At 48.0% G+C, this 23154-nt stretch carries 24 protein-coding genes; 18 read left to right on the forward strand and 6 right to left on the reverse strand.

Annotated elements, in window-relative coordinates; translation table 11 throughout:
* Genes dnaJ through hrcA form a run of 3 tightly spaced genes read right to left on the reverse strand, consistent with a single transcriptional unit; the run spans nucleotide 1 to nucleotide 2856 of the window.
* Nucleotides 1-1128, reverse strand: coding sequence for a molecular chaperone DnaJ (gene dnaJ / locus B3K42_RS07195; protein ID WP_292597934.1), 1128 nt, complete (start codon nucleotides 1126-1128; stop codon nucleotides 1-3).
* A 21-nt stretch (nucleotides 1129-1149) separates the two neighbouring features.
* Entirely contained in the window at nucleotides 1150-1800 is a 651-nt protein-coding gene (locus B3K42_RS07200; RefSeq protein ID WP_292597937.1) for a nucleotide exchange factor GrpE, read from the reverse strand.
* A 12-nt stretch (nucleotides 1801-1812) separates the two neighbouring features.
* Entirely contained in the window at nucleotides 1813-2856 is a 1044-nt protein-coding gene (hrcA, locus tag B3K42_RS07205) for a heat-inducible transcriptional repressor HrcA (protein ID WP_292597940.1), read from the reverse strand.
* A gap of 107 nt (nucleotides 2857-2963) precedes the next feature.
* Here hrcA and B3K42_RS07210 point away from each other — a divergent pair, with 107 nt between their 5' ends.
* Genes B3K42_RS07210 through murC form a run of 7 tightly spaced genes read left to right on the forward strand, consistent with a single transcriptional unit; the run spans nucleotide 2964 to nucleotide 11545 of the window.
* Complete coding sequence (locus B3K42_RS07210) at nucleotides 2964-4460, forward strand: UDP-N-acetylmuramoyl-L-alanyl-D-glutamate--2,6-diaminopimelate ligase (protein WP_292597943.1); 1497 nt, start codon at nucleotides 2964-2966, stop codon at nucleotides 4458-4460.
* Entirely contained in the window at nucleotides 4457-5782 is a 1326-nt protein-coding gene (locus B3K42_RS07215) for a UDP-N-acetylmuramoyl-tripeptide--D-alanyl-D-alanine ligase (protein ID WP_292597946.1), read from the forward strand. The genes B3K42_RS07210 and B3K42_RS07215 overlap by 4 nt, the downstream gene beginning before the upstream one ends.
* Nucleotides 5775-6701, forward strand: coding sequence for a phospho-N-acetylmuramoyl-pentapeptide-transferase (locus tag B3K42_RS07220; protein ID WP_292597949.1), 927 nt, complete (start codon nucleotides 5775-5777; stop codon nucleotides 6699-6701). The genes B3K42_RS07215 and B3K42_RS07220 overlap by 8 nt, the downstream gene beginning before the upstream one ends.
* A gap of 9 nt (nucleotides 6702-6710) precedes the next feature.
* Nucleotides 6711-8036 (forward strand): UDP-N-acetylmuramoyl-L-alanine--D-glutamate ligase, encoded by a 1326-nt coding sequence (murD, locus tag B3K42_RS07225; RefSeq protein ID WP_292597952.1) that lies wholly within the window; start codon nucleotides 6711-6713, stop codon nucleotides 8034-8036.
* 2 nt (nucleotides 8037-8038) lie between these two features.
* The gene (locus tag B3K42_RS07230) at nucleotides 8039-9148 is read left to right on the forward strand and encodes an FtsW/RodA/SpoVE family cell cycle protein (protein WP_292597955.1); all 1110 of its coding nucleotides are present in this window, start codon (nucleotides 8039-8041) and stop codon (nucleotides 9146-9148) included.
* Nucleotides 9135-10205, forward strand: a complete 1071-nt coding sequence (locus B3K42_RS07235) for a UDP-N-acetylglucosamine--N-acetylmuramyl-(pentapeptide) pyrophosphoryl-undecaprenol N-acetylglucosamine transferase (protein WP_292597958.1) — start codon at nucleotides 9135-9137, stop codon at nucleotides 10203-10205. Before B3K42_RS07230 ends, B3K42_RS07235 begins: the two co-directional genes overlap by 14 nt.
* Entirely contained in the window at nucleotides 10202-11545 is a 1344-nt protein-coding gene (murC, locus tag B3K42_RS07240; protein WP_292597960.1) for a UDP-N-acetylmuramate--L-alanine ligase, read from the forward strand. Before B3K42_RS07235 ends, murC begins: the two co-directional genes overlap by 4 nt.
* Here the strand turns inward: murC and B3K42_RS07245 are convergent.
* Together B3K42_RS07245 and B3K42_RS07250 are read right to left on the reverse strand one after the other, a co-directional pair.
* A complete protein-coding gene (locus B3K42_RS07245) occupies nucleotides 11523-13301 on the reverse strand; it encodes a radical SAM protein (RefSeq protein WP_292597962.1) in 1779 nt (592 codons plus the stop codon). The genes murC and B3K42_RS07245 overlap by 23 nt on opposite strands.
* Entirely contained in the window at nucleotides 13301-14299 is a 999-nt protein-coding gene (locus B3K42_RS07250) for a M42 family metallopeptidase (protein WP_292597964.1), read from the reverse strand. The genes B3K42_RS07245 and B3K42_RS07250 overlap by 1 nt, the downstream gene beginning before the upstream one ends.
* Before the next feature lie 145 nt (nucleotides 14300-14444).
* Between B3K42_RS07250 and B3K42_RS07255 the strand changes: the two genes are divergently transcribed.
* The 10 genes from B3K42_RS07255 (at nucleotide 14445) to B3K42_RS07300 (ending at nucleotide 22246) form a co-directional block, all read left to right on the forward strand.
* Complete coding sequence (locus B3K42_RS07255) at nucleotides 14445-16127, forward strand: acyl-CoA mutase large subunit family protein (RefSeq protein WP_414674521.1); 1683 nt, start codon at nucleotides 14445-14447, stop codon at nucleotides 16125-16127.
* A gap of 15 nt (nucleotides 16128-16142) precedes the next feature.
* Nucleotides 16143-16532, forward strand: a complete 390-nt coding sequence (locus B3K42_RS07260) for a cobalamin B12-binding domain-containing protein (RefSeq protein ID WP_292597970.1) — start codon at nucleotides 16143-16145, stop codon at nucleotides 16530-16532.
* Entirely contained in the window at nucleotides 16529-17386 is an 858-nt protein-coding gene (meaB, locus tag B3K42_RS07265; RefSeq protein ID WP_292597973.1) for a methylmalonyl Co-A mutase-associated GTPase MeaB, read from the forward strand. The genes B3K42_RS07260 and meaB overlap by 4 nt, the downstream gene beginning before the upstream one ends.
* A gap of 5 nt (nucleotides 17387-17391) precedes the next feature.
* On the forward strand, nucleotides 17392-17799 hold the full coding sequence (mce, locus tag B3K42_RS07270; protein WP_292597975.1) for a methylmalonyl-CoA epimerase: 408 nt from the start codon (nucleotides 17392-17394) through the stop codon (nucleotides 17797-17799).
* Nucleotides 17800-17812: 13 nt separating this feature from the next.
* Nucleotides 17813-19351: an acyl-CoA carboxylase subunit beta gene (locus B3K42_RS07275; RefSeq protein WP_292597977.1), complete on the forward strand. Its 1539-nt coding sequence runs from the start codon at nucleotides 17813-17815 to the stop codon at nucleotides 19349-19351.
* A gap of 10 nt (nucleotides 19352-19361) precedes the next feature.
* On the forward strand, nucleotides 19362-19712 hold the full coding sequence (locus B3K42_RS07280; RefSeq protein WP_110990592.1) for an OadG family protein: 351 nt from the start codon (nucleotides 19362-19364) through the stop codon (nucleotides 19710-19712).
* Nucleotides 19709-20134 carry a biotin/lipoyl-containing protein gene (locus tag B3K42_RS07285; protein ID WP_110990593.1) on the forward strand — a complete coding sequence of 142 codons (426 nt, stop codon included), beginning with the start codon at nucleotides 19709-19711 and terminating at the stop codon, nucleotides 20132-20134. Before B3K42_RS07280 ends, B3K42_RS07285 begins: the two co-directional genes overlap by 4 nt.
* 95 nt (nucleotides 20135-20229) lie before the next feature.
* Nucleotides 20230-20688, forward strand: coding sequence for a SprT-like domain-containing protein (locus B3K42_RS07290; RefSeq protein WP_110990594.1), 459 nt, complete (start codon nucleotides 20230-20232; stop codon nucleotides 20686-20688).
* Nucleotides 20689-20762: 74 nt separating this feature from the next.
* Nucleotides 20763-21002 (forward strand): hypothetical protein, encoded by a 240-nt coding sequence (locus B3K42_RS07295; protein ID WP_258367295.1) that lies wholly within the window; start codon nucleotides 20763-20765, stop codon nucleotides 21000-21002.
* Nucleotides 20999-22246: a DNA polymerase Y family protein gene (locus B3K42_RS07300; protein WP_258367302.1), complete on the forward strand. Its 1248-nt coding sequence runs from the start codon at nucleotides 20999-21001 to the stop codon at nucleotides 22244-22246. The genes B3K42_RS07295 and B3K42_RS07300 overlap by 4 nt, the downstream gene beginning before the upstream one ends.
* On the opposite strand, the gene B3K42_RS07305 is transcribed toward B3K42_RS07300, so the two are convergent.
* Nucleotides 22163-22570, reverse strand: coding sequence for a methylglyoxal synthase (locus B3K42_RS07305; protein ID WP_110990596.1), 408 nt, complete (start codon nucleotides 22568-22570; stop codon nucleotides 22163-22165). The genes B3K42_RS07300 and B3K42_RS07305 overlap by 84 nt on opposite strands.
* 165 nt (nucleotides 22571-22735) lie before the next feature.
* Between B3K42_RS07305 and B3K42_RS07310 the strand changes: the two genes are divergently transcribed.
* Nucleotides 22736-22990: a hypothetical protein gene (locus B3K42_RS07310; RefSeq protein WP_258367296.1), complete on the forward strand. Its 255-nt coding sequence runs from the start codon at nucleotides 22736-22738 to the stop codon at nucleotides 22988-22990.
* The last annotated feature ends 164 nt before the right edge of the window (nucleotides 22991-23154 follow it).

The following is a 23154-nucleotide window of genomic DNA, read 5'->3' on the forward strand; positions in this document are numbered from 1 at the left end:
TCACTCTACAACCCTCGAATTCTTGAGCTTTGCAATTTGCTGGAGAAGTTTCTTCTCCTTGCTTGAAGGTTTGCCAATATTGACTCTTACAGTTACCAGGAGATCTCCGCGCCTACCCCCAGATACACTGGGAACGCCTAGATTCTTCATTCTGAAGACCGTGTTGGGACTTGTCCCCGCCGGGACTTTGAGAGTCTCCGTTCCTCCCTCAGGAAGCGGAACCTCTGTGGTCGTACCCAGAGCAGCTTCAACGTAGTCTATCTCTTTGCTGACATAAAGGTCATTCCCGCTACGCCTGAACTCAGTCGGCATTTCGACTCTTACACTGACATAAAGATCGCCGTACGGGCCTCCATTCTGTCCGGCATTTCCGTGACCGCCTATCCTCAAAGTTGCGCCATTTTCAACACCCGCGGGAATCGTTACACTGACCTTGTGTCTCTCCTTCTCGTAGCCTCTTCCACCGCATACACCGCATCGCTTGTCTATTATTCTCCCTGAACCATTGCAGGTGTTGCAGGCATGGGTGTTGCTGAATATCCCAAAGAATGATCTATGCTCATCCTTTACATAACCGCTGCCGTTACACGTGGGACAGGTTCTATAACTTGTACCACCCTCTGCGCCCGTTCCGTCGCAGCTCTGACAGACCTTGTTCCTGTCGTACTCGAGAACTACTTTCTTTCCAAGGATTACGTCCCTCAGCTCAATAACGACCGAGGCGTGAATATCCTCTCCCCTAACTGCTCGCGGTCCTTGCGATCTGTTACTGGCACCGGACCTGCTTCCTCCAAAAAAGACGTCGAAGACATCCTGAAAATCTCCAAAGACTTCGTCAAAATTTCCTCCGGCATTTCCCGGTGTCCTTCCCGAACCGCGACTGAAGGAAGCGGGGTCGCCGACATATCCGAAACGGTCGAACATTGCCCTCTTTTCCTTGTCGGAGAGAACCTCATACGCCTCCTGGATTTCTTTAAACTTCGATTCTGCATCCTTCTTGCTGGATCCCTTATAGGCGTCTGGATGCCATTCCTTGACCAGTTTCCTGTAGGCCTTTCTTATGTCTTCATCGGAAGCGTTTCGAGAGACTCCGAGAATCTCATAATAATCTTTTCTTGACTGAGCCATCTATATCACCACCGAAGGCTCTCATTCGAACTTGGAAGAGTTGTTTACGGCAACAACGACTCTAGCAGGCTTGAGAACCTTGCCATTCAGTTTGTATCCACTTTCCACAACACCAAACACGGCCATGTCCGGAACATCGTTTGAAGAAACGGTCTCCTCAACCTCATGGGAAAAGGGATCAAAAGGCTTACCGATCTCGGGAAGAATAAGGGACAGCCCTTCGTCAAACATGAGCCGCTCGATAGATTTGTGAATCAATCTTATACCCGAGACGAGTCCCTCGCTTGAATCTTCTGCGTTTTCCAGGGCACGCCCAAGATTATCGTATATATCTATGAGCCTGAGAATCATCTTCTCCCTATGCCTCCTTGAACTCTCTTCCGACTCACGAATCAGAGCATTTCTGTAGTTGATGAATTCCGCTCTAAGTCTAGCGTTTTCTTCCTTAAGAGCTTTTATCTCATTCTTCAAGACCTCCGACTCGTCTATCTCAGACTCCTCCACAGCGCCATTTGCCTGTTTATCCTTCTCTTGCTGGCCTTCCTTGATTTCTTCTATTTCCGATTCTTCATGAGTTCCGGATTCCTGTATCTCGTTCTCTTCCGGTCTTTTTCTCCCATCGACTTCATTCTTAATTTCTTCAAGATTCTTTTCATTTTCGGCTTGCGTCATATTGCTTTCCTCCTATCTATTCGAAAAAACCTCTGATAATCTATTTATTGAAAAGTTCAAGTACGCGTTTATCTTCTCGTAGTAGGTAAGTTTTGGCGAAATAATGAAGACATATCCTATCTTCTCATTTTTTCTTGTGTATGGGGAAGCAAATACTGCGAAGTTCTTGAGCTCATCCCTGCCCACTTCATCGCCAATGAAGACCCTGTAATCATCGAATTCGCCAAAGGAACTCAGTAACAACTCAAGATTCTTCGGATTTTCCACAGATCTTACCAGCCCAGAGATATCTGAAGAATCGAGATGGTCGTTCGAAATTATGAACTCAAGACCGTACCTGTAGTACTTCTCTTCGTTTTCCTTCTCGAATATGCTCTGTAAGAACTGTATGATATCCTGCAATCTTCTGTCGTGCCACTGGTCGTATCTAAGCTCTACATTCTTGATTCCTTTTCTTATCTCACCGATTGTCTTTCCTACAACGGCCATATTTAAGTACTTCTGAAAACTGGCAATATCGAAATCGCTGGTTCCTACAAAAACAGTCGTGTTAAGACTGACTCCCAAATCGGTGACTATTGACACATTGAGGTAGCCGTCGGTTATCTTTGAAATCGCTACACTGTTAACAAGTAAGCTGTCAAACTTAGGCTTCTCTATCACCACAAATCCCGACACGGCACGAGCAAGTATCCTTGTCATCCCCTGCAAGAGATGCTCCACATCCCCAACAACGCTTGTCTGCCTTATGGCGATCGCAACATTACTTTCCCGGAGGTCTTCCGTGATAGTTCTTACCGAATCAAGGTAGAACCTCAGCCCCTTGTCCGTCAGAACACGGCCCGCAGAGGTATGGGGCTGGTATATATATCCTAGAAACTCAAGTTTTCTCATATCATTTCTTACTGTTGCAGAACTGAACTTGAGATTAGAGTGCTCCAGAACCTGTTTAGAACTCACAGGTTTTCCAGAAGAAATGTATTCTCTAGAAACGCAGTAGAGCACCCTTATCTGCCTGGGATTCAGTTCTGGGCCACCTGTTCGTTTTTTCGACACTTAGCACTCCCTCCCATAGACTGCTAATAAATGTTACCATTTGCCGCCTCTGTTGTCAACTTCAGAGACCGATGATACAATCAATAAGAGCGAAAGGGGTGTGATCAATGAGGTTATCTCAGGTCATAGAACTCCTCGGCAACAGTGTTCTTCAGGTGGTGAATCCCGGCAACATCGATCCGGAATTTGATCATATTGAGAGTGACTCAAGGGTTCTTAGAGAGAAAAACCTCTTCATATGCATCAAGGGCACTAGTTTCGATTCACATCTGATTGCGAGGGAACTTCAGAGAAAGGGTGCAGTCGCTTTGATAGCTGAAATGCCGATAGAAGACGAGGAAGTGAGTGTTCCTGTTGTTTATGTGAAGAGTTCTCGTTTTGTTGAGGCATTGCTTACCATGGAAGAGTACAGCCATCCTTACAGAAAGCTAACCACTATCGGTGTAACAGGCACAAATGGGAAGACAACCATCACGACCCTGATCTACCATGTTCTCTCTTCGTTTGAGAGAAAGGCATCATTGATAGGCACGGTGAGAAATGTTGTGGGTGAGCGTATTTACTCGAACCCGAAGAACACAACTCCCGGACCAGTTGAACTGGCGAAACTTCTTCAACTTTCGGCAAAGATGAAGAGCGAGTATTTTATTATGGAGGTCTCTTCTCACTCGCTTTCAATGAACAGGGTAGAGGGAATGCGCTTTGATGTTGGAATAATCAGCAACGTGACCAGAGATCACCTTGATTTTCATCCCACCTTCGACGACTACTACAGATCTAAAATGAGGATGTTCTCTTTGTTGAAGTCAAATGGAATCGCCATAGTAAATGGGGACAAAGTGAACATTGCAGACATTCACATCGCTAGAAATAGAATCACTACGTACGGTTTTGGCGATGAATCGGATTACAGGATCGAGAATCTGGACATTTCCCGAACGGGAATGGATTTCACGATACAGACTCCTTACGGCTCCTCGCACAGGATCTATTCGAGATTGATCGGGGAACACAATGCCTATAACATTGCGGCCGCCATTGCCGCTCTCAATTCACTTAATTACGACCTCGATCACATAGCCAAAGCGATCTCCGCATTTGGCGGCGTCCCCGGAAGATTCGAGTTTGTCGAGGAAGCAACAAAATACGGCTTCGATGTTGTAATTGACTTCGCACACACACCAGACGCTATGGAGAAACTCCTGAAGACGGCAAGGAGGCTGACTCCGGGAAGGTTGATTCTTGTCTTTGGAGCCGGTGGTTCGGCCGACAAAGGAAAGCGGCCGTTGATGGCAGAGGTCTCTTCGAAATTCAGTGACGTAGTTATTCTCACTTCCGACGATCCTAAGTTTGATGACCCTGTAGAAATTCTCCAGGATCTTGAAAGCGGCGTGGACAAGTTCAAGCCGTATCTGGTCATTCCCGACAGACGGGAGGCAATATCGGTTGCGCTTACGCTGGCGAACCGCCAGGATATGGTTTTGATAGCCGGACGCGGCCATGAAGACTTTCAGATTCTACGCGACAGAAAGATTCCCTTCAACGATAAACTTGTAGTGAAGGACATACTGGAGAGCAAGTTCCGGAGGCACATCAAGAAGTGACATCGAAATCGGCGGTTGAAGAATTTTTGATTCAAACGGAAGAACGGCGGATAGCATTAGATTCAAGAAGAGTGTCGGACGGTGATGTCTTTGTGGGACTGGAGGGCGAACGGGTCGACGGCAACGACTTCGTTGACGAAGCCCTCTCGGCAGGAGCTTCTCTGGTTTTTTCGAACAGATCATCTGCGAACAGTAGAGTAATAACGGTTGACGATACGAAAGAACTGTTGATGGAAGCGGCAAGAGCAATTCTGTTTCGTTCAAACCTCAAGAGCAGGATCGGAATAACGGGTTCTAACGGGAAAACCACAACGAAGGAGATAACGTCGTACCTTCTTTCGAGACTTGGAAAGACCTTCAAAACGGCCGGCAATTTGAACACTGAAATAGGTCTGCCTTTGTCGCTGCTCGAAAACAGGAGGGAGCTTCTCTCATCTCACTACGGAGTCTTCGAATTTGGAACAAGTGCAAAGGGGGATATAAAGAGACTTGTCGATCTGGTGGAGCCCGATCTCTGCGTACTTCTAAACGTTGGGACAGCTCATGTAGGGAACTTCAAGCACCCGAAAGAACTGCTGCTGGAGAAGCTCTCGATATTCGACTCGAGCAGGCTTACCAAGGCAATACTGGGAGGGTGTGATGAAAGGCTTAGAGAGTTTGCTGCCGCCCTGTCGGTGGAAACACGCCTCTTTGGAAGAGACAACTCCGACTTTTCCATAATTGATTTCTCATACGACGGGTGCGACACGATGCTACACTTCGACTGTCAAGGCGATCGTTTTGCCAGGTTAAGAGGCATTTGGAGCTACGGCCAGCTTATGGATCTCGGTGCCGCCTATCTTGTGGCACTGTTTGAGGGCCTCCCCGAGCCTTCTATCTTCCTTAATGCCTTCAAACTGCCCTTCAAGGACAGATTTGCTGTCGTAAGCCTCCATGGGATCACCTTGATAAGTGATTTCTACAACAGCAGCCTCGAATCCTGGGAATCGGCAATGGTATCAATAGAGAAACTCAAGCACTCCAGAAAAATCGCAGTTGCAGGTTCAATACTTGAGCAGGGGGAAGAGGAGACGCATACTCACGTAAAACTTGGAAAACTCTTGAAGAGTTTCGACAAAACGGTCCTGTTCAACCAGGACAAAGCAATTGAAGCTGCTTCAAAGAATATGGAACCTTCCCTGGTCAGCAGCGAAATTGGAGAAGTGGCTTCCTGGCTCCAAAGAAACGTAATGCCCGGAGACCTGGTCTTCTTCAAAGCCTCCAGAGCTGTCGCTCTTGAGAGAGTTTACGAATCTTTTCTGGAGCTGATTAGAAATGCATAGAGAAGCCCTCTCCTTTCTTCTGGCGTTCCTGTTGAGCGCACTTGCCATCGAACCCTTCAAAAGATATCAGAGAAGAAAGAAGATCGGTCAGTATATTCGAGAGGAAGGGCCGGATCTCCACAATTACAAAACCGGAACGCCTACCGCGGCGGGGATCATTTTTCTTCCGATTGCGCTTGCTGTAGCCTTGATCTTTGCCTTCAGTGTCGAGATCTTGATCGTGATACTCTCCGGCGTACTCTTTGGCATTATAGGACTTGTAGACGACATTTCAAAGATCGTTAAGAAGAACGCGTCGGGCCTGAGCGGCAGAAAGAAACTGATGCTGCAGTTGTTGTCTGCCTCGATAATTGTCTTTCTCATTCAGCTTGTCAATCCGCACACTCATATAGTGATTCCCCTTATAGGGAAGATCGACTTCGGTTTTGCCTACTATCCGATCTCGGCAGTAATAATTGCTGGAATGAGCAACGCAGTGAACCTCTCGGATGGAGTTGACGGACTGGCAGGTTCGATGTACATTTTCTCGCTGGCTCCGATGCTTATGCTTCCGGCTTGGCAGAACGGAATAATCGCACCAATTTGCGGTGCTCTCGCCGGGTTTCTATGGCACAACTGGTTTCCAGCCACTGTTTTTATGGGAGATACCGGATCGATCGGACTGGGTGGAATGATCGCTGTTATGTTTTCCGTGGACGGCCGAGAGGGCTATCTCCTCTTCTTCGGTATGATGTTCCTTGTCGAGATGTTCAGCGTCATCATCCAAGTCTTTTCCTTCAAAACCTTTGGGAAGAGGGTGTTCAAGATGTCTCCCATACATCATCACTTTGAACTTTCAAATTGGAAAGAAAGTAAAATCGCCTTCAGATTTTCGTTGATCGCTTTCATTGGAGCAGTCTTTGGACTGCTCACCTGGTAGGTGCGTATGATGCTGAAAGGGAAGATCGGGTTCGTGGGATTCGGGATATCTAATCAAGAACTCCTAACTACGTTCGTTGAAGAAAGGAGTCCACTATCTCTGTTTGTTTCCGACAGCGGCGCTATAGCAGAAGAAGCAAAGACGCTCATGAAAGAGCATTCTATAGAATTTGAAGAAAATGGACATACCGATAAGCTGTTTGGCTGCGATTCTTTCGTCGTTTCACCCGGGGTTTCGCCTTTTTCCGAAGTGGGCAGTAGAATAATCGATTCGGGCAAGTACTTTACGACCGAGCTTGAAGTCTCTCTCGACAGATTGTGGTCAAAGCCCAGGGGAACCGTGATAGGTGTGACCGGAACAAACGGAAAATCGACAACCGTAACGATGTTGAACCACATCATCTCCGGAAAGAGGCGAAAGGTCTTTCAGGGAGGAAATCTGGGAGATCCTCTTGCGGGTGTCGCAGGCGAAGACTTCGATTACTACGTCCTCGAAGTCAGTTCCTTTCAGCTTCGGTGGTTTGCAGAGGAGCAAAAGCGTTTTCATCTCTCTGCGATCATTAATCTGGGAGAAGATCACCTCGACTATCATAAGAGCCTCGACGACTACTTCAGATCCAAGCTCCGGCTGGCAAAAATGACAGAAGGAATGACTCTTCTGCCAGAGGGGATTCTTGAGAGTCATAAAGAGTTTCTAGCCGGCTGCAGACTTCGTCTCTTTTCGATGTCGGACACGGGAGACTATACTTTCGACAGGGAATACTTGAGAATTTCCGGTGTAAAGTTCAAGACGGCAGATCTCCCATACGCCGGTCTACATAACTTCGAGAATACACTGGTAGTTCTGATGATCTCACAACTCATCGGCCTTTCGGCCGAAGATGTCTTCCAAGAGCTGAGAAGCTACTCTTTTCTCTCCCACAGGCTGCAGCTAGTAAGAGAGCTTGAAGGAGTGAAGTACTACGACGATTCGAAGGCGACCAACGCCCACGCAGTCAGCGCCGCTCTTAGAAATTTCGAACCGTCGAAGACAATTCTGATTCTCGGAGGCCAGGAGAAGGATGAGACATACGTCGAGTTGATCGAACAGCTAGGTCAACTGAAACACCTTGTCATGATGGGAACATCAATGAAGACTTTATCTGCTAAACTTCAGATGAGGGGAATACGCTTTTCTAATGCAGGGAATATGGCAGACGCAGTGTCCTTAAGCAAGAGGCTCGCCCAAGACGGCGACTGCGTAGTTCTGAGCCCGGGAGGGTCGAGCTTCGATCTTTACAGGAACTACGGAGAGAGAGGAAATCATTTCAGAGAGATAGTAAACGCATTGGAGTGATCATGAAGAGAACATACCTAATGCTGGCGCTGTACTCAAGTGTCTTCATTATATTTGGACTAGTATTCATTTACAGCGCCGGAATAAGCATGGAGGCGAGGCATCCCGGAGTGACTGCTTCTGAGTTTCTTGAGAGGCAGCTGATTGCCTTTGCTATAGGACTCGCAGGTGCTCTGATGATTATATATATGAAGGGCTCCTGGCACTTCAAGAGAGCCTTCACGGTCTATTATCCACTTACGCTAATACTGCTTGTCAGCGTTCTCTTCTTTGCGGACAGAGGTGGTTCACACAGGTGGATAGATATCGGAAGCTTCACTCTCCAGATTTCGGAGTTTGCAAAGATCTCCCTGTTGATCGTGCTCGCTAAATACTTCGGAGGACTTAAGAAGAGGAATTTTCTTACCACTTTTCTGATTCCGCTGGGAATTCTTGCTCCACTTGCAATGCTCGTGTTCATCGAACCGGACCTTTCGACCACGGGCATCATGGTTGCGATCACATTTGTAATGATGATAATCGGCGGCATCAAGATGCAATATATAGGTCTTGCGTTGATCTTCGTGGTTGTTCTGCTTCTTGTTCTCTACAGCGGCGGATTCATAGAAGAATACCAGATTCAGAGAATAACTTCCTTTTTGTCCTCCTTTACAGGCGAGGAACATGAACAGGTTTCATACTCGCTCATGGCCATCTCTTCCGGTGGCCTCACAGGTAAGGGTCTGGGAATGGGACTGGTCAAGTACTACCTTCCGGTTAGTTATTCCGACTTCATATTTGCTGTCATAGGAGAGGAGCTCGGCCTGGTTGGCCTGCTTGTGTTGATGCTTGCATATGTGGGCTTCATAAGGGAGCTCATCGACGCTGGTCTGAGGGGCTCGACCACTCTCGAAGGCAAACTCTATATAGTCGGATTCGCTCTTTACATAATGATCCAGGCAACTATCAACATAGCGGTCAATCTCGGGCTTTTCCCGGCGACCGGTGTCACCCTGCCATTTGTAAGCTACGGCGGTTCTTCGATAATGTCCTTGATGATCGGCTACGGCCTGGTCTTCTCCATACTTATCGAATCGGAAGAAGAAAAGGCAAAAGAAAATGCAGAAGCTTAAGGTAGCCTTTTGTGGAGGTGGAACCGGTGGTCATTACTATCCTGCCGTTGCGATCCTGCAGGAGCTAAAAAGGTTTGGGGAAATCGATCTTCTGTACTTCACTGTCTCTGGAAAGATAGATGACAGGAGCCTCGGAAAAGACTTCCCCGAGGCAAAGAGAGTCCCTCTGGAGCTGACGGGTCTTAAGAGGCCTCTCTACAGCCCGTCAAATGCGGGGATACTCTTTTCTCACTTAAAGACCGAGAGATCGGTAAGGGAACGCCTGGCCGAATTCTCACCCGATTTCCTGTTTTCGACGGGAGGCTACGTCTCCTATCCCGTTGTCAAAGCCGCTCATAAACTAGGGATACCGGTGTACATTCACGAACAGAACTCAGTAGTGGGAATAGCAAACAAGAGTCTTGCGAGGCATGCAAGGCTCTTCTTCATATCATTCGAGGAGAGCCGTAGTAACCTCGAAATCCCGGCAGAAAGGATCATCTTCTCGGGTAACCCGGTGAGAGAGGCAAAATCAACGAAGAGCGAAGTAATGAAAAGATTTAACCTCGCAGAGGAAAGTCCTTTCATTGTCGTGCTGGGTGGAAGTCTTGGATCGGAAGTGATAAATAGCGCTCTAGAAAGGTTCTACAGCGAACTTGAAATGAGCCGTGACAGGTTAACTTTCCTCCATTCTACAGGTGACGATAACTGGGCCCTCTCTCTTGATCGATTCTCATTTGTTCGCTCTTTTTCTTATATAGAGGACCTCACAGACGCAATAGCCTGTGCCGATCTTGTCGTGTCAAGAGGAGGAGCAACTACTATCGCAGAGCTACAGTATTTTGGAAGAAAGGGTATAATAATACCGTGGCCCGGCGCGGCGGAAAATCACCAATTTCATAACGCTCGCTCGCTGGAAAGAGTTGGGTTGGGTTATGTTATACTGGAAGAGAATTTGACCTCCAAAGCTTTGAGCATTGCAATAAGAGAAATGTTGCAAAGAGAGACCTGTTACAAACCTCCAAGAAGACCAGTTGAGATTATTTTGGATAATATACTCCGGGAGGAATCGATTTGAAATATCACTTTATTGGCATTGGCGGAATTGGTATGAGCGGTCTGGCAATGCACTTAGCATCTGAGGGTAACCAGGTTTACGGATCGAATTACGAGGAAAACGAAAGGGTAGACTACCTTCGAGCAAAGGGCATAAATATCTTTATTGGCCATTCTTATGATAACTTCGAAAAACCCGACGTGGTGGTGAGAACTACTGCCATTAAACAGGGAAACCCGGAGCTTGTTAGGGCTCTTTCGGAAGGTGTACCTACAATATACAGAATGGAACTGCTCAAGAACCTTCTTTCGAGAAACACTTCTCTCTGTGTGACCGGAACCGATGGGAAGACAACCACTACAGCTATGATTTCGAAAATTCTTGTCGACTCCGGAAGAGATCCTACAGTTTTGCTTGGTGGAATAAATCCTCTCTTGAGCGACGGAAACTATAGAAAGGGCGAAGGCCTTATCGTAAGTGAGCTAGATGAGAGCGATGGTTTCTTTGCTTCATTTAAGCCCGACTATGCGATAATCACCAACGTACGGGGCGATCACCTCGAACACTACGATAACTCATTCAATAATCTCAAGAATCACTTCAAGTACTTCGCCAGAGGCGTCGGAAAGATGTTGGTTACGAATGCCGATGATGCTGTTTCAGAAAAGATTTTCAAGGGTACTCTCACCTTTGGAAGAGACAGAGGTGATTACCGGTTCTCCGACAGAGCGACGGGAATTATGAATCAGACCTTCAGATGCTGGAAAGGAGATACCGATCTCGGTGTCTTCAAGCTCATGATCCCGGGGGAGTTCAACGCTTACAACGCTACTGCAGCCGTTGCTCTTACTCATGAAATGGGAGTCTCTATTGAATCGATAAGAAACTCCTTAGAGTCGTATAGGTCGGTTGACAGAAGATTCACTTTCAGAGGCATCGATGATTTCAGAAACCTCTTTTTCTTTGATGACTACGCTCATACTCCGGACGAAATAAGCTGTACCATTCGAGGCGCTCGCGAATTCTTCCCGGGGAAGAACGTTGTGGTGGTCTTTCAGCCGCACAGGTATTCGAGATTGGTCAGGGAAAATGGCCGCTTCGCGATGTCTCTTAAGGATGCGACCGAGGTCTGTGTATACAAGCTCTACGAGGCTTACGAAAAGGGGCAGTATGCAATCGACGAGACCGAGGTCTTGAAAGGTTTGAGTAGCTACGGTGTTCCGGCGGTACACGCCGTAAACTACTCTGAAATACTCGAATGGCTGGAGAAGAAAAGAGATGCCGTCATCCTCTTTCTCGGCGCAGGCGACATCACCGAAGCCTCAAAAATGAGCGCCCTCAAACTTTGCGAAGCACATTAGAGACATTTAGAGTCTGACAGACGGCGCAGCCGGTACAGCCTTCCCATCTGCAGTCACCGGTGGTCTCCTCCCTTAGTGCCTTTTCGTATTCTTCAATAAGAAAGCTCTTAGAGATTCCAGTAGAGATGTGTTCCCATGGAAGCTCTTCATGTGTATCGTAGCCTCTCATATAATCATCTACATCGATTCCCGCAGCCCGAAAGGCTTCGTGCCATATTGCGGCGTCAAACTCCTCGTTCCATTCGTCGAAGATTGCGCCCAATCTATAGGCCTTCAATATCGCTTTGCCGACCTCTCTGTTCCCTCTGCTGAGAACACCTTCGATCGTACTGCTAGATGGATCGTGACTGCTAAGCTGGATCCCTCTTCCAGAAAGCCTCTTCAGAATGCCTAGTCTTCTTGCCGCTTCGACTTCGCCTATCTGTGGCGAAAACAGGAACGGGGTATGGGCTTTTGGAATGAAGATTGCCGCCGAAACTGAGACTTCCCTGAAACCAACGGCTTTGACCCGCCTGGCCAACCTGACTATCTCTTCAAGATCCTCATCTCTTTCGGTCGGAAGTCCTATCATGAAGTAGAGCTTGACTCTCTGCCAGCCGTTCTTCCTCGCCGTCTTAACGGTAGACATGAGATCGTCTTCCGATACGTTCTTGTTGATCACGTTTCTCAGTCTTTGAGAACCTGCCTCGGGTGCGAAAGTCAAACCTGTCTTCCTTATCGAAGCTATCTTGGAAGCGATCTCCACTCCGAAAGAGTCTATGCGCGTGCTCGGCAGAGAGAGGGCGACCCTTTGGGGTTGGAGCAAAGGTAGGATCTCTTCAGTTAGGAGATCTATGGAAGAGTGATCCATAGTCGACAGCGAGAGAAAGGAGATTTCTTCATACCCCGTCTTCTCAAGAACCTTCCGCACAGACCGGCTTATTTCCTCCACTCCTCGCTCCCTGACAGGCCTGTAGATCATCCCCGCCTGGCAGAATCTGCATCCGCGATTGCAGCCGCGCATTACCTCAAACACCGCCCTGTCGTGGACAGTTCGCATGTATGGAACGAGAGGATTTCTGTCAATCTCGTAGGCTGAAAGATCTCCGATTACAGCCTTGACTGTCTCCTTCTTCCCGATTGAAGGCACGTAGACTCCCTGAACTTGCGAAAGCAACTGGAGTAGCTCGCTTCTTCTCCCGGATTTCAGAAGGTCGATGTTTTCCCTCACCACGTTGCAGAGAATCGGGGTAACTGCCTCTCCATCGCCAATTACGAAGACGTCGAAGTAATCGGCCATAGGCTCGGGATTTGTCGAGCACGGCCCGCCGCCCAGCACTATGGGTTCGGTTGTTCTCTCTTTCTGGAGAAGGGGAATATCTGCAAGATCGAGAAGTGCGAGAACATTGCTGTAGCAAAGTTCGTACTGAAGAGTTATTCCCAGGATATCGAAGTCGATAGCCGGGGTGTATGTCTCCATAGAAAAAAGAGGGATCTCGGCGTAGCGCATTTCATCGATCATATCCTTCCAGGGAAGATACGCTCTTTCAGCGTAGAACCCATCAACTAAGTTTAGTTCTTTGTAAAGTATCTTGAGCCCCAAATGGGACATGCCGACTTCATATGTATCGGGAAAGGCAAGAAGGATCCTCAACTTCTCCGCGGGATTCTTCGTTACCCTGTTCAGTTCCTTGCCGATATATCGGCTCGGTTTGCCGACTCTGTTGAGGACTCCCGAAGAGACGAGCCACTTCCTTATTCGCTCTGGACTGTTCATCAGAGCGTAAATTCAGTTGAAAGAAGAAACATCAATCTCAACAGATTGTCGTAATCTTCCATAGAAATGTATTCTGTCTCGGAATGAAGATACTTCACCGCAAGCGCCAGAGGAACCATCTTTGTTCCCTTCTGCTGGAAAGGAATTCCGTCGGTGCCGCCACCCGTAACTCCTACCTGCAATGGAATTTCCTTCTCTTTTGCAAATTCCATAAGGCGCTTTCCAAGACCGTAATCACCGAGCGATGAGGTGTCCGACATTCTTAATACGGCCCCGTTCCCAGGCTTGACGTCCCCTGTCAGTCTCGAGCAGCAGGCGAAGGAATCGACCGGGAAAAACAGGTCCGGTTTCAGCTTCTCTGAGAGCGCTCTCGCTCCAATCAAACCTATCTCTTCCTGCACCGTCCAGGCAAGAACGACTCTCCTGTTTAGGTTGACCTTGATCAACATATCGAGAAGATCGAGCAGAGCGAGACAGCCCGATCTATCGTCAAGAGATCTTACGGCCACGAATTTGTCGTTCAGTATTGAAATCTGTTTTCTGAACACTGCGTAATCAAGTACGTCAATTCCAATTCCGGAGGTTTCATCTCTGGAAGACGTCCCAACGTCGATAACAAGGTTTTGCCACGAAAGATCTGGCTTTTCTCGAAGATGTGGAGGTGTCATCCCAATTACTCCGTCTATTGATTCTCCCGAAGAGGTAATGACGTCGAGATGTCTGCCAACGAGAAGCTCGTCGGCGATTCCCCCAACCTTTTTAAAGTTGAGAGATCCATCGGAATTAATCCCCGAAACAAGCAGGCCAATCTCATCCATGTGAGCAGCAAAGGCGATTGTCGATTCTCCGCTTCCGGCCTCAACCATAACATTTCCAAGATCATCTACAAAGGCCTCAACACCTTCGGGAAGCATCTCGATTATCTTGGCCCTTATCATCTCTTCTCTTCCGGTCATGCCCGGAACAAAAACCACGTCTGTCAGTCTGTCTAGATTCATGAAAACACCTCCCCACCAATTATAGCCTAAGGCCAAGAAGTTAGGAAGTTGGACTCACAAAGAGGTTCAGGACGGTTATAATCGTAATAGCAAAGTCTGACTGCAGACGATAATTGGTCAATCTTCAAATCATCATACAGAACTCATGAATGGAGGAGATTTTGTGAGCAATCTCGAGAGACTGGAGAAACTGAAAGAGGAATGGAAGAATAAGAAAGTGGTGCCTCTTCTGAAAAGGTTCCCCGAAAGGAAGAAGGAGTTCAAGACATCATTCGATGAGCCGGTAGAAATTCTGTACACGCCGACTGAAAAGGACGAATATGAGGAGAGAATCGGTTTTCCAGGCGAGTACCCTTTCACAAGAGGTGTTCAGCCGACGATGTACCGGGGCCGTCTATGGACCATGAGACAGTATGCGGGCTTCGGAACTGCCGAAGAGTCTAACCGCAGATACATGTACCTCCTCTCTCAGGGCCAGACAGGACTTTCCGTTGCCTTTGATCTCCCGACACAGATCGGTTACGACTCAGACGACCCGATGTCGGAAGGCGAAGTCGGAAGGGTGGGAGTAGCGATCGATTCTCTGGAGGACATGGAGACTCTCTTCGAAGGAATTCCTCTGGAAAGAGTGAGCACATCCATGACTATTAACTCCACAGCCGCTATTCTCCTTGCGATGTACATAGCCGTAGGTGAAAAACAGGGAGTAGATGCCTCGAAGCTGACCGGGACTATTCAGAACGACATACTGAAGGAATACATAGCAAGAGGAACTTACATCTTCCCCCCCGATTCATCCATGAGGCTAATTACGGATATCTTCGAATACTGCTCCAAGAACCTTCCCGATTTCAACACTATAAGTATTAGCGGATATCACATAAGAGAGGCCGGAGCGAATTCAGTTCAGGAGATCGCCTTCACTCTCGCCGACGGGATAGCATATGTACAGGCGGCAATTGATGCAGGCCTCGATCCAAACGTATTCGGCAAGAGACTATCTTTCTTCTTCAATTCGCATAATGGCTTCCTGGAAGAAATCGCGAAGTTCAGGGCTGCGAGAAGACTGTGGGCAAAGATAATGAAAGAGAGGTTCGGTGTAACAGACGAAAAGGCAATGATGCTGAGATTCCACACTCAGACTGGAGGATCGACCCTCACCGCACAACAGCCAATGAACAACATTGTCAGGGTTGCTTTCCAGGCTCTAGCTGCCGTTCTCGGAGGCACACAGTCTCTTCATACGAATTCCTTCGACGAGGCGCTCGGTCTGCCAACAGAAGATTCCGTCACCATCGCGTTGAGAACACAGCAGATAATCGCCTCTGAAACGGGTGTAGCGGACACAGTCGATCCGTTGGGCGGCGCTTACTTCATTGAAGAGCTTACAAACACAATGGAAGAAAAGGCTCTCGATTATATTAAGAAGATAGACGACCTGGGAGGAATGGTCGAGGCCGTGAGAGCAGGCTTTGTACAGAAGGAAATCCTCGACAGCGCCTACAAGTATCAGGTTGCGATTGAAAACAAGGACCAGATAATTGTCGGTCTTAATGAATTTGCCGCCGATCAGGAACAAGACAGAGACCTCCTGAGACTCGACCCTGCCATTGAGGATAGACAGAAGAAGAAGATCGAAACACTCAGAAAGAAGAGAGACAATGAGAAAGTCCGGAGGCTACTTGAGGACCTGAAGAAGGCCGCTCAGGGAAGCGAAAACCTTATGCCGTTCATACTGAAGGCCGTTAAGGCATACGCGACTCTGGGTGAAATCGCGAACGCCCTGAGAGACGTCTTCGGAGAATACACCGAAGCAGTGATTCTATAGAGAGAGGTGGAGATAATGAAGATAAAAGTACTCGTGGCAAAGCCCGGACTCGATGGACATGACAGAGGCGCCAAAGTCGTCGCCATGGCTCTTCGAGATGCCGGAATGGAAGTTATCTACACAGGTCTCAGGCAGTCTCCCGAATCGGTCGTGAAGGCCGCGCTTCAGGAAGACGTTGACGTTGTGGGGCTCTCGATACTATCCGGCGCCCACATGAAGATTTGCAGCAAAGTGCTTCAACTCATGAAAGAAGCAGGAATTGGCGACAAGCCTCTCTTTGTCGGCGGTATAATTCCCGCAGAGGATGCAGATGAGTTAAGAAGGGCCGGCATTTTCGAAGTTTTCGGACCGGGAACCTCACTGAAATCAATCATAGATAAGATAGAGGAAACGGTTAAGAAATGAACTCAATGAAACCCGGGATCGACCAGCTCAAGATTTCGAGATCGCTGAGCATAATCGAAAACGACACTGATTCAGCAAAGAAGATCATCGGAGGACTGCCTGCCCGAGATTACTGCGTAATTGGTGTCACGGGAAGTCCGGGAGCCGGCAAGTCGTCTTTGACAGACCGCCTGGCCTGCATAAGTGCGGAGGAAAAGACGACGGCCGTTGTTGCAATCGATCCTTCAAGCCCCTTTACGGGAGGCGCCTTTCTCGGCGACAGGATCAGAATGAGACGTGCAACCGGCGATCCCAGGGTCTTCGTGAGATCGATGGCCAGCCGGGGAAACGTCGGAGGTCTAAGCCCTTCAATTTATAACAGCGTTGAGTTTCTTGGCAGGAGCGGCTACGACAGGATTTACGTGGAGACGGTCGGGGCGGGCCAATCGGAGACAGACATCGTTAATCTTGCAGATATCGTCCTTCTCGTAATGGCGCCCGGACTTGGAGACGATGTTCAAACAATGAAGGCTGGAATAATGGAGATCGGAGACATATTCGTGATAAACAAGAGCGATCTTCCAGGAGCCAACCAGCTCGCTTCCAGAACCAGGGCGATCCTGGAACTTTCTGGGAAGAAATTCCCGGTAATGAGGACAGATTCCATAAAGGGGAGTGGCGTTAAGGAGCTTCAAGAAGAGATAGAAGAGATACTTCTCAGCTATTTCAGCTCCGGAAGGCTCGCGTCGAAACGCGCTAAGCGCAACCTTTACAATAATTTGAACAGCGCGTACCAGATTATAAAGGAACACTACGCCGAAAATGATAAACTTGAAGAACTAATAAGGTATCTTCTTGAGAATATCGGGAGGTAATCAAATTGAAATCCGACAGAATAGACCATATTGGCATAGCCGTAAAATCGATCGAAGAGAGGCTTTCCGTCTACCGAGACCTTCTTAAACTGGAAGTTACCGGGATCGAGGAACTTCAAGACCGCGGACTGAAAGTTGCCTTCGTAAAGGTCGGCGACACTCGGATTGAGCTTCTTGAATCGATATCGGAAAACAGCCAGATATCAAGATTCCTGGAAAGCAGGGGAGAAGGCATTCATCACATCGCTTTCCACGTTGACAATGTCAAAGCCGCGATTGAAGAAGCCGTTTCACTTGGGCTGAAACCTCTTTCCACGGAGCCCGAAGCCGGAGCCGGGGGAACAAAAGTAGTCTTCCTCCACCCCAAGAGCACGGGCGGAGTTCTGACTGAACTTGTCGAAGGACACCACTAGGGGGGCGAATGAATTGGCCGATAGACTTGAAGAGTTTTTTGAAAAGAGCGAACAGATCATCCTTGGTGGTGGTCAGGAAAAGATCGAGAAGCAGCACAAAACAGGAAAGCTAACTGCCAGAGAGAGAATCGATGTTCTCTGTGACGAGGGAAGCTTCGAAGAGTTCGACAGATTTGTCAAGCACAGAGCAACGAGCTTTGGCCTTGCGGACAAGGAATTCCCGGCAGACGGAGTCGTGACGGGAATAGGAACAGTCGACGGGCGAAAGATAGCCGTCTTCTCTCAGGATTTCACAGTACAGGGCGGATCGCTTGGTGAGATGCACGCCAAGAAGATAATGAAAGTGCAGGATATGGCTTTGAAACTAGGTATACCGATCGTCGGAATAAACGATTCGGGCGGAGCCAGGATTCAGGAAGGTGTTGACTCTCTTTTCGGCTACGGCGGAATCTTCCACAGGAATACCCTCTCTTCGGGAGTGATTCCTCAGATCACCGTTATCTGTGGACCGTGCGCAGGCGGAGCCGTCTATTCGCCCGCAATAACCGACTTTATAGTTATGACCGACAGGCACTCACAGATGTTTATAACAGGTCCGCAGGTAATAAAGGCCGTGACGGGTGAAGAGACGTCGATGGAAGAACTTGGTGGAGCTCTTGTGCATAATACAAAGAGCGGAAATGCCCACTTCCTCACCCCGGATGACAGAAGCGCAATGCTTCTCGTCAGGGAGCTTCTCGAATACCTGCCGCAGAACAACGCCGAGGAACCAAACAAGAGAGAGGCCGATCGCGGCGAGCCTCAGGAAGCGCTCCGGGGGATTGTGCCGGATAATCCAAAGCAGTCATACGACGTGAAAAAAGTGATCTCCCTTGTAGTCGATGGAGGACGATTCCTCGAGGTACATGAACACTATGCGAAGAATATGGTCGTGGGTTTTGCAAAGATAGGCGGAAGATCGGTGGGAATAGTGGCAAACCAGCCTTCAGTCTTCGCCGGTTCTCTCGATATAAACGCTTCAGACAAGGCGGCGAGATTTATCAGATTCCTGGACGCTTTCAATATACCGATAATCACCTTTGTAGATACCCCAGGATTCCTCCCGGGAGTCTCCCAAGAACATGGAGGGATAATTCGCCATGGTGCAAAACTCCTGTACGCCTACAGCGAAGCCTCCGTCCCGAAGGTAACACTGATTCTTAGAAAGGCCTACGGAGGGGCATATATCGCAATGGGCAGTCAACATCTGGGGGCAGACATTGTTTACGCCTGGCCGGGAGCCGAGATCGCCGTAATGGGCCCCGAAGGCGCGGCAAACATAATTTTCAAGAGAGAAATTGACGGTTCCGACCAGCCTGAAAAGACTAGACAAGAAAAGATTTCAGAATACAAAGACATGTTTGCAAATCCATTTGTAGCGGCTGGAAGAGGCTACATAGAATCAATAATAGATCCGGCTGCCAGTAGAATAGAGATAATCAAGGCTCTGGAGACGCTAGATACGAAAGTCGAAGGCAGACCAACCAAGAAGCACGGGAATATACCACTTTGAGGTGCATTTGATGGAAGAGTATATCCAGATCACTATTATAGGCGTTGCGATTGTATTCCTGGCGCTGGCGATGCTTTTTTTCATATTCAAGATTCTCGGCCGCCTCTTCTCCAGAGAAGAGGAAAACAAGCTTACGGCAGTCAGTAAGAAATCTGCCCAGGCAGCGAGTTCGAGAGTCTTTGAGACGGAAGAAGGCGGCGAGGGCGAAGTGATTGCCGCCATAACCGCTGCAGCAGCTGCCTTTATAGGTCACAGCAACTTCAAAGTCAGAAGTGTCGCCCCGGTTACCGTGTCGGCGACCTCACATTGGAAACGACGAGAACCAACCGTCTACTGGAAAGTGAGGAGGAGCAAGAATTGAGAAGATTCAGAGTGAGAGTTAACGGCAAAGATTACGACGTCGAGATTGAGGAGCTTTCTTTTGAGGCCGATTCAAGCTCGGGCGGAGCAGTTAAAAAAGCGGAACCCAGGCAGAAAGTCGAACCTGTGGATTCGCCCAAACCGTCCGAAATAGTTAAGGAAGCTCAGAAACCGGCTGAACCCGTTAAGAAATCCAGTGGACCGGGAGAGGAAGCCAAAATACTGTCGCCAATGTCGGGAACTATACTCGAGGTTCTCGTTTCGGTAGGAGATTCCGTCGCCCCCGGTCAGAAGCTTGTGATACTCGAAGCAATGAAGATGGAAAACAGCATTCTCTCCGAGGACTCGGGCACGGTAAGCGAAGTCAGGGTCAAAAAGGGTGACAATATAGACGCAGGTGAGATAATGATAGTGCTGACATAGGAGCGGTCTTGCCGCTCCTGTGCTTCAGGCGCAAACAATCATTTTCACGGTGAATCTTCGGGACATCCCTTCCATGAGAGGAGTGTGTGCATAGGATGACTTCCGCCGACAGAGATCTTTCCACGAGAGCGAGAGAGCTTTCTCTGAGGGCATTCGGTGTCTTTCCGGATATACCCTTTTCCTTCAACTCAAGGCTGAAGAGGGTCCTTGGCAGACTTGTCTACTCGAAAAGCCGTGGAACGCTTACTCCTCTCAGAATAGAGATCTCTTCTTCGATATCCTGTAACGAGGAGCTTCTCAAGAGAACCTTGCTTCACGAGCTTTCTCACTTCTACTTAATGAAGAATGACAGAGATTTCTCGCATAGCTCGCCGGAATTCCAGAAGCTGTCCGAAGAACTGGGATTCGATATCGTAGCCGAGTACGAGGGACTTCCGGTACACAGATGGGTATGTTCTGCATGCAAAAAGACTGTGGCCCTTTCCTTCAACCGCAGAGAAAAAAAGGGTCTATCTTCCTGCTGTAAAGCCCCGATAGAACTTCAGGAAAAATAATCGAATAAACACTTGCCTTTCTAGAAATTCATCTGTTATAATAATTTATACCTAATACTTAAGTGGTGATATTTATGAAAGCCTATAAGAAGCTCACGAAGGTGCTTGTATACTTTCATGAAGATTATTTTGTGCCGGTAAGGTTCAGTTACGATGGTATAAAAATAATCGTGAATGCCGTTACCTCCTTCTGGGTGGAGGCCGTGGGGACCCAGAAAGTCTATCATTTCTCAGTAATGACCACACTTGGAGCTTACAATCTTGAATTTGACGAAGATGCGAAGAAATGGTACAGCTATCTTCTTGGAGGGTGATTGTCTTGAAAGGAATTCCTTACGTATCTCACATAGACATGGACGCATTTTTTGCAAGTATAGAACAGGCGGCCAATCCGACTCTGAAAGGCAAACCGATCGCAGTGACCGGAATTGGAAAGCGGCATTCCGTTGTGACTTCGGCGAGTTATGAGGCAAAGAGACTGGGCGTGAAGTCGGGTATGGCCTTTTTTGAAGCCCTGAAGCTGTGTCCCGATCTTATAGCCGTGGGAGTGCAGTCAAAGAAGTACGGCTATATATCGAAAGAGATAATGAAGATGATGACCTCTGTATCGCCCAGAGTTATGGTTGCGAGTGTAGACGAGGCTTACATAGATCTCAGCTTTCACACTAAACTGGAGGAATCGATTAACAGATTCATTTCCTTTAAGAGAGATTTGAAGGAGAGATTCGGAATAACCGCCTCGGTTGGAATCTCGGTAAACCCGATCATATCTAAAATCGCCAGCGATTACTCCAAGCCAAACGGATTCGTAGTGGTTAAAGACGGCATGGAAAGAGAATTCTTGAATGAGATACCTGTTAAGGATGTTCCGGGAATCGGGAAGCACACCTTGATAAAACTAGAATCTATGGGATACAAGATGACAGGGGAGCTTTTGGAAGGTTTGGAGAAGTCTCCCATGGATCTTTACACAATGTTCGGAAATGCCTTCATGGGCTTTCTGCAGAGTCTCACAAAAAAAAGATTCTCCAGGAATGAGTTCTTCAAAGAAGAGAGACCGAAATCCGTGGGCCATTCTATGACGCTCTCGGGTGATATAAGCGATTTCGATCTTATAGTGAGAGTAACAAACTTTCTGGCTGCCAGGGTAATCTACAGGATGGGAAGATACAAAGTGGAAGGTTCCGGCGTCAGTTTCTTCTTCAGATACACGGACAGAAGTTCCAAAACCATTTCAAAGAAGCTGAACTTCACAATTTCCTCGATCAAAGATATGACGGAGATTACCCCGTGGCTGATCAGCTCAATCTGGAACGGAACGGCCGTCAGGGCGATTGGAATCTCATGCTGGGCTCTTAAAGAAAAGAAAAATCAAAGGCAGCTCTCTCTGTTCGAAAAAGAAAAGGAACTGCTGGAAACCGTGCTCCAAATAGAAAATAAATTCGGAGAATACGCCATATTTCCGGGGAATATATTATTCCTCCCCGAGATCAGAAAGCTTGAGAAACCTTCTGATCTCCATTACCAGGGCTTCTGCCGTCGCGAGGTTAGTTGCTAACGGTTTGTTATGAACATCACACACTCTTAGAAGGGCGCTCACATCGGGCTCATGGGGCTGGGCGGTGAGCGGATCTCTTAAAAAGATGACAAAATCGATCTCATCATTGGCGATGAGAGCGCCTATCTGGAGATCGCCACCCAGCGGACCGGACTTGAATGAAGTGAGCTCCAATTTGACCTTTTCCCTGAGGATATTGCCCGTAGTGCTGGTCGCAAAAAGGTCGCACTTTCTGAAGACATCGACGTGCTCTCTGACGAACATTATTAGATCTATCTTTTTCTTGTCGTGCGCTATCAAAGCTACTCGTGGTTTTTCACTCATGGCTACCTCCGTCTCATGACAAGAAAATGATAACACGTACAGACCGTCGAAACTCCAGGCATTTAGCTGAGGTGAATTGATCTGTCTCTTTCGTTCAACGAGATAACAATATATGGACAAGCCATTACAGACCCGGAATCGACTGTGTGGGGTGGATTCTTCAGGGTGAGGATATGCGTATACAGGAGCGGGGGCGAAACCGAAGAAATCTTCGACATTCGTTTCGAAGAAAGGGAATCGAAAAGGGTATTCGCGGAAATCTACAGAGGCTGCTATTTGCTCATCAGGGGTGAAATAAGAGTAAGAAAGAACCTTCACATAAAGCTCAGGGAGTTCACCGTGACAACAAGACCCTACGACAGAGATCTCGATATCGACATACCGAGAATACTAACACGGATCAAGAGCGACTACTTCTGAAAAGTCTCGTAATACTTGCCTCTAAGATCGGTGAAGATAGATCTGTCTACCACGGTCTTGAATTCGTCGACCTCCACGAGAAGATACTCGTCACCGACTCTATCGGTTATCTTCACATACTCAATCTTCGGGAAGTAACCCTCTCTCCTGAGGAAAGAAACGTG

The sequence above is a fragment of the Mesotoga sp. UBA6090 genome (assembly GCF_002435945.1).
In the GTDB taxonomy this organism is placed as follows: Bacteria; Thermotogota; Thermotogae; order Petrotogales; family Kosmotogaceae; genus Mesotoga.

What these genes read in the sequence shown, in the direction of transcription:
- B3K42_RS07280 (WP_110990592.1), top strand. Translation starts at nt 19,362, where the DNA reads ATGGAAGAGTATATCCAGATCACTATTATAGGCGTTGCGATTGTATTC.
- B3K42_RS07245 (WP_292597962.1), bottom strand. Translation starts at nt 13,301, where the DNA reads ATGAACAGTCCAGAGCGAATAAGGAAGTGGCTCGTCTCTTCGGGAGTC.
- B3K42_RS07210 (WP_292597943.1), top strand. Translation starts at nt 2,964, where the DNA reads ATGAGGTTATCTCAGGTCATAGAACTCCTCGGCAACAGTGTTCTTCAG.
- dnaJ (WP_292597934.1), bottom strand. Translation starts at nt 1,128, where the DNA reads ATGGCTCAGTCAAGAAAAGATTATTATGAGATTCTCGGAGTCTCTCGA.
- B3K42_RS07230 (WP_292597955.1), top strand. Translation starts at nt 8,039, where the DNA reads ATGAAGAGAACATACCTAATGCTGGCGCTGTACTCAAGTGTCTTCATT.
- B3K42_RS07290 (WP_110990594.1), top strand. Translation starts at nt 20,230, where the DNA reads ATGACTTCCGCCGACAGAGATCTTTCCACGAGAGCGAGAGAGCTTTCT.
- B3K42_RS07305 (WP_110990596.1), bottom strand. Translation starts at nt 22,570, where the DNA reads ATGAGTGAAAAACCACGAGTAGCTTTGATAGCGCACGACAAGAAAAAG.
- B3K42_RS07220 (WP_292597949.1), top strand. Translation starts at nt 5,775, where the DNA reads ATGCATAGAGAAGCCCTCTCCTTTCTTCTGGCGTTCCTGTTGAGCGCA.
- B3K42_RS07295 (WP_258367295.1), top strand. Translation starts at nt 20,763, where the DNA reads ATGAAAGCCTATAAGAAGCTCACGAAGGTGCTTGTATACTTTCATGAA.
- B3K42_RS07255 (WP_414674521.1), top strand. Translation starts at nt 14,445, where the DNA reads ATGAATGGAGGAGATTTTGTGAGCAATCTCGAGAGACTGGAGAAACTG.
- B3K42_RS07200 (WP_292597937.1), bottom strand. Translation starts at nt 1,800, where the DNA reads ATGACGCAAGCCGAAAATGAAAAGAATCTTGAAGAAATTAAGAATGAA.
- B3K42_RS07250 (WP_292597964.1), bottom strand. Translation starts at nt 14,299, where the DNA reads ATGAATCTAGACAGACTGACAGACGTGGTTTTTGTTCCGGGCATGACC.
- murD (WP_292597952.1), top strand. Translation starts at nt 6,711, where the DNA reads ATGCTGAAAGGGAAGATCGGGTTCGTGGGATTCGGGATATCTAATCAA.
- B3K42_RS07235 (WP_292597958.1), top strand. Translation starts at nt 9,135, where the DNA reads ATGCAGAAGCTTAAGGTAGCCTTTTGTGGAGGTGGAACCGGTGGTCAT.
- meaB (WP_292597973.1), top strand. Translation starts at nt 16,529, where the DNA reads ATGAACTCAATGAAACCCGGGATCGACCAGCTCAAGATTTCGAGATCG.
- B3K42_RS07260 (WP_292597970.1), top strand. Translation starts at nt 16,143, where the DNA reads ATGAAGATAAAAGTACTCGTGGCAAAGCCCGGACTCGATGGACATGAC.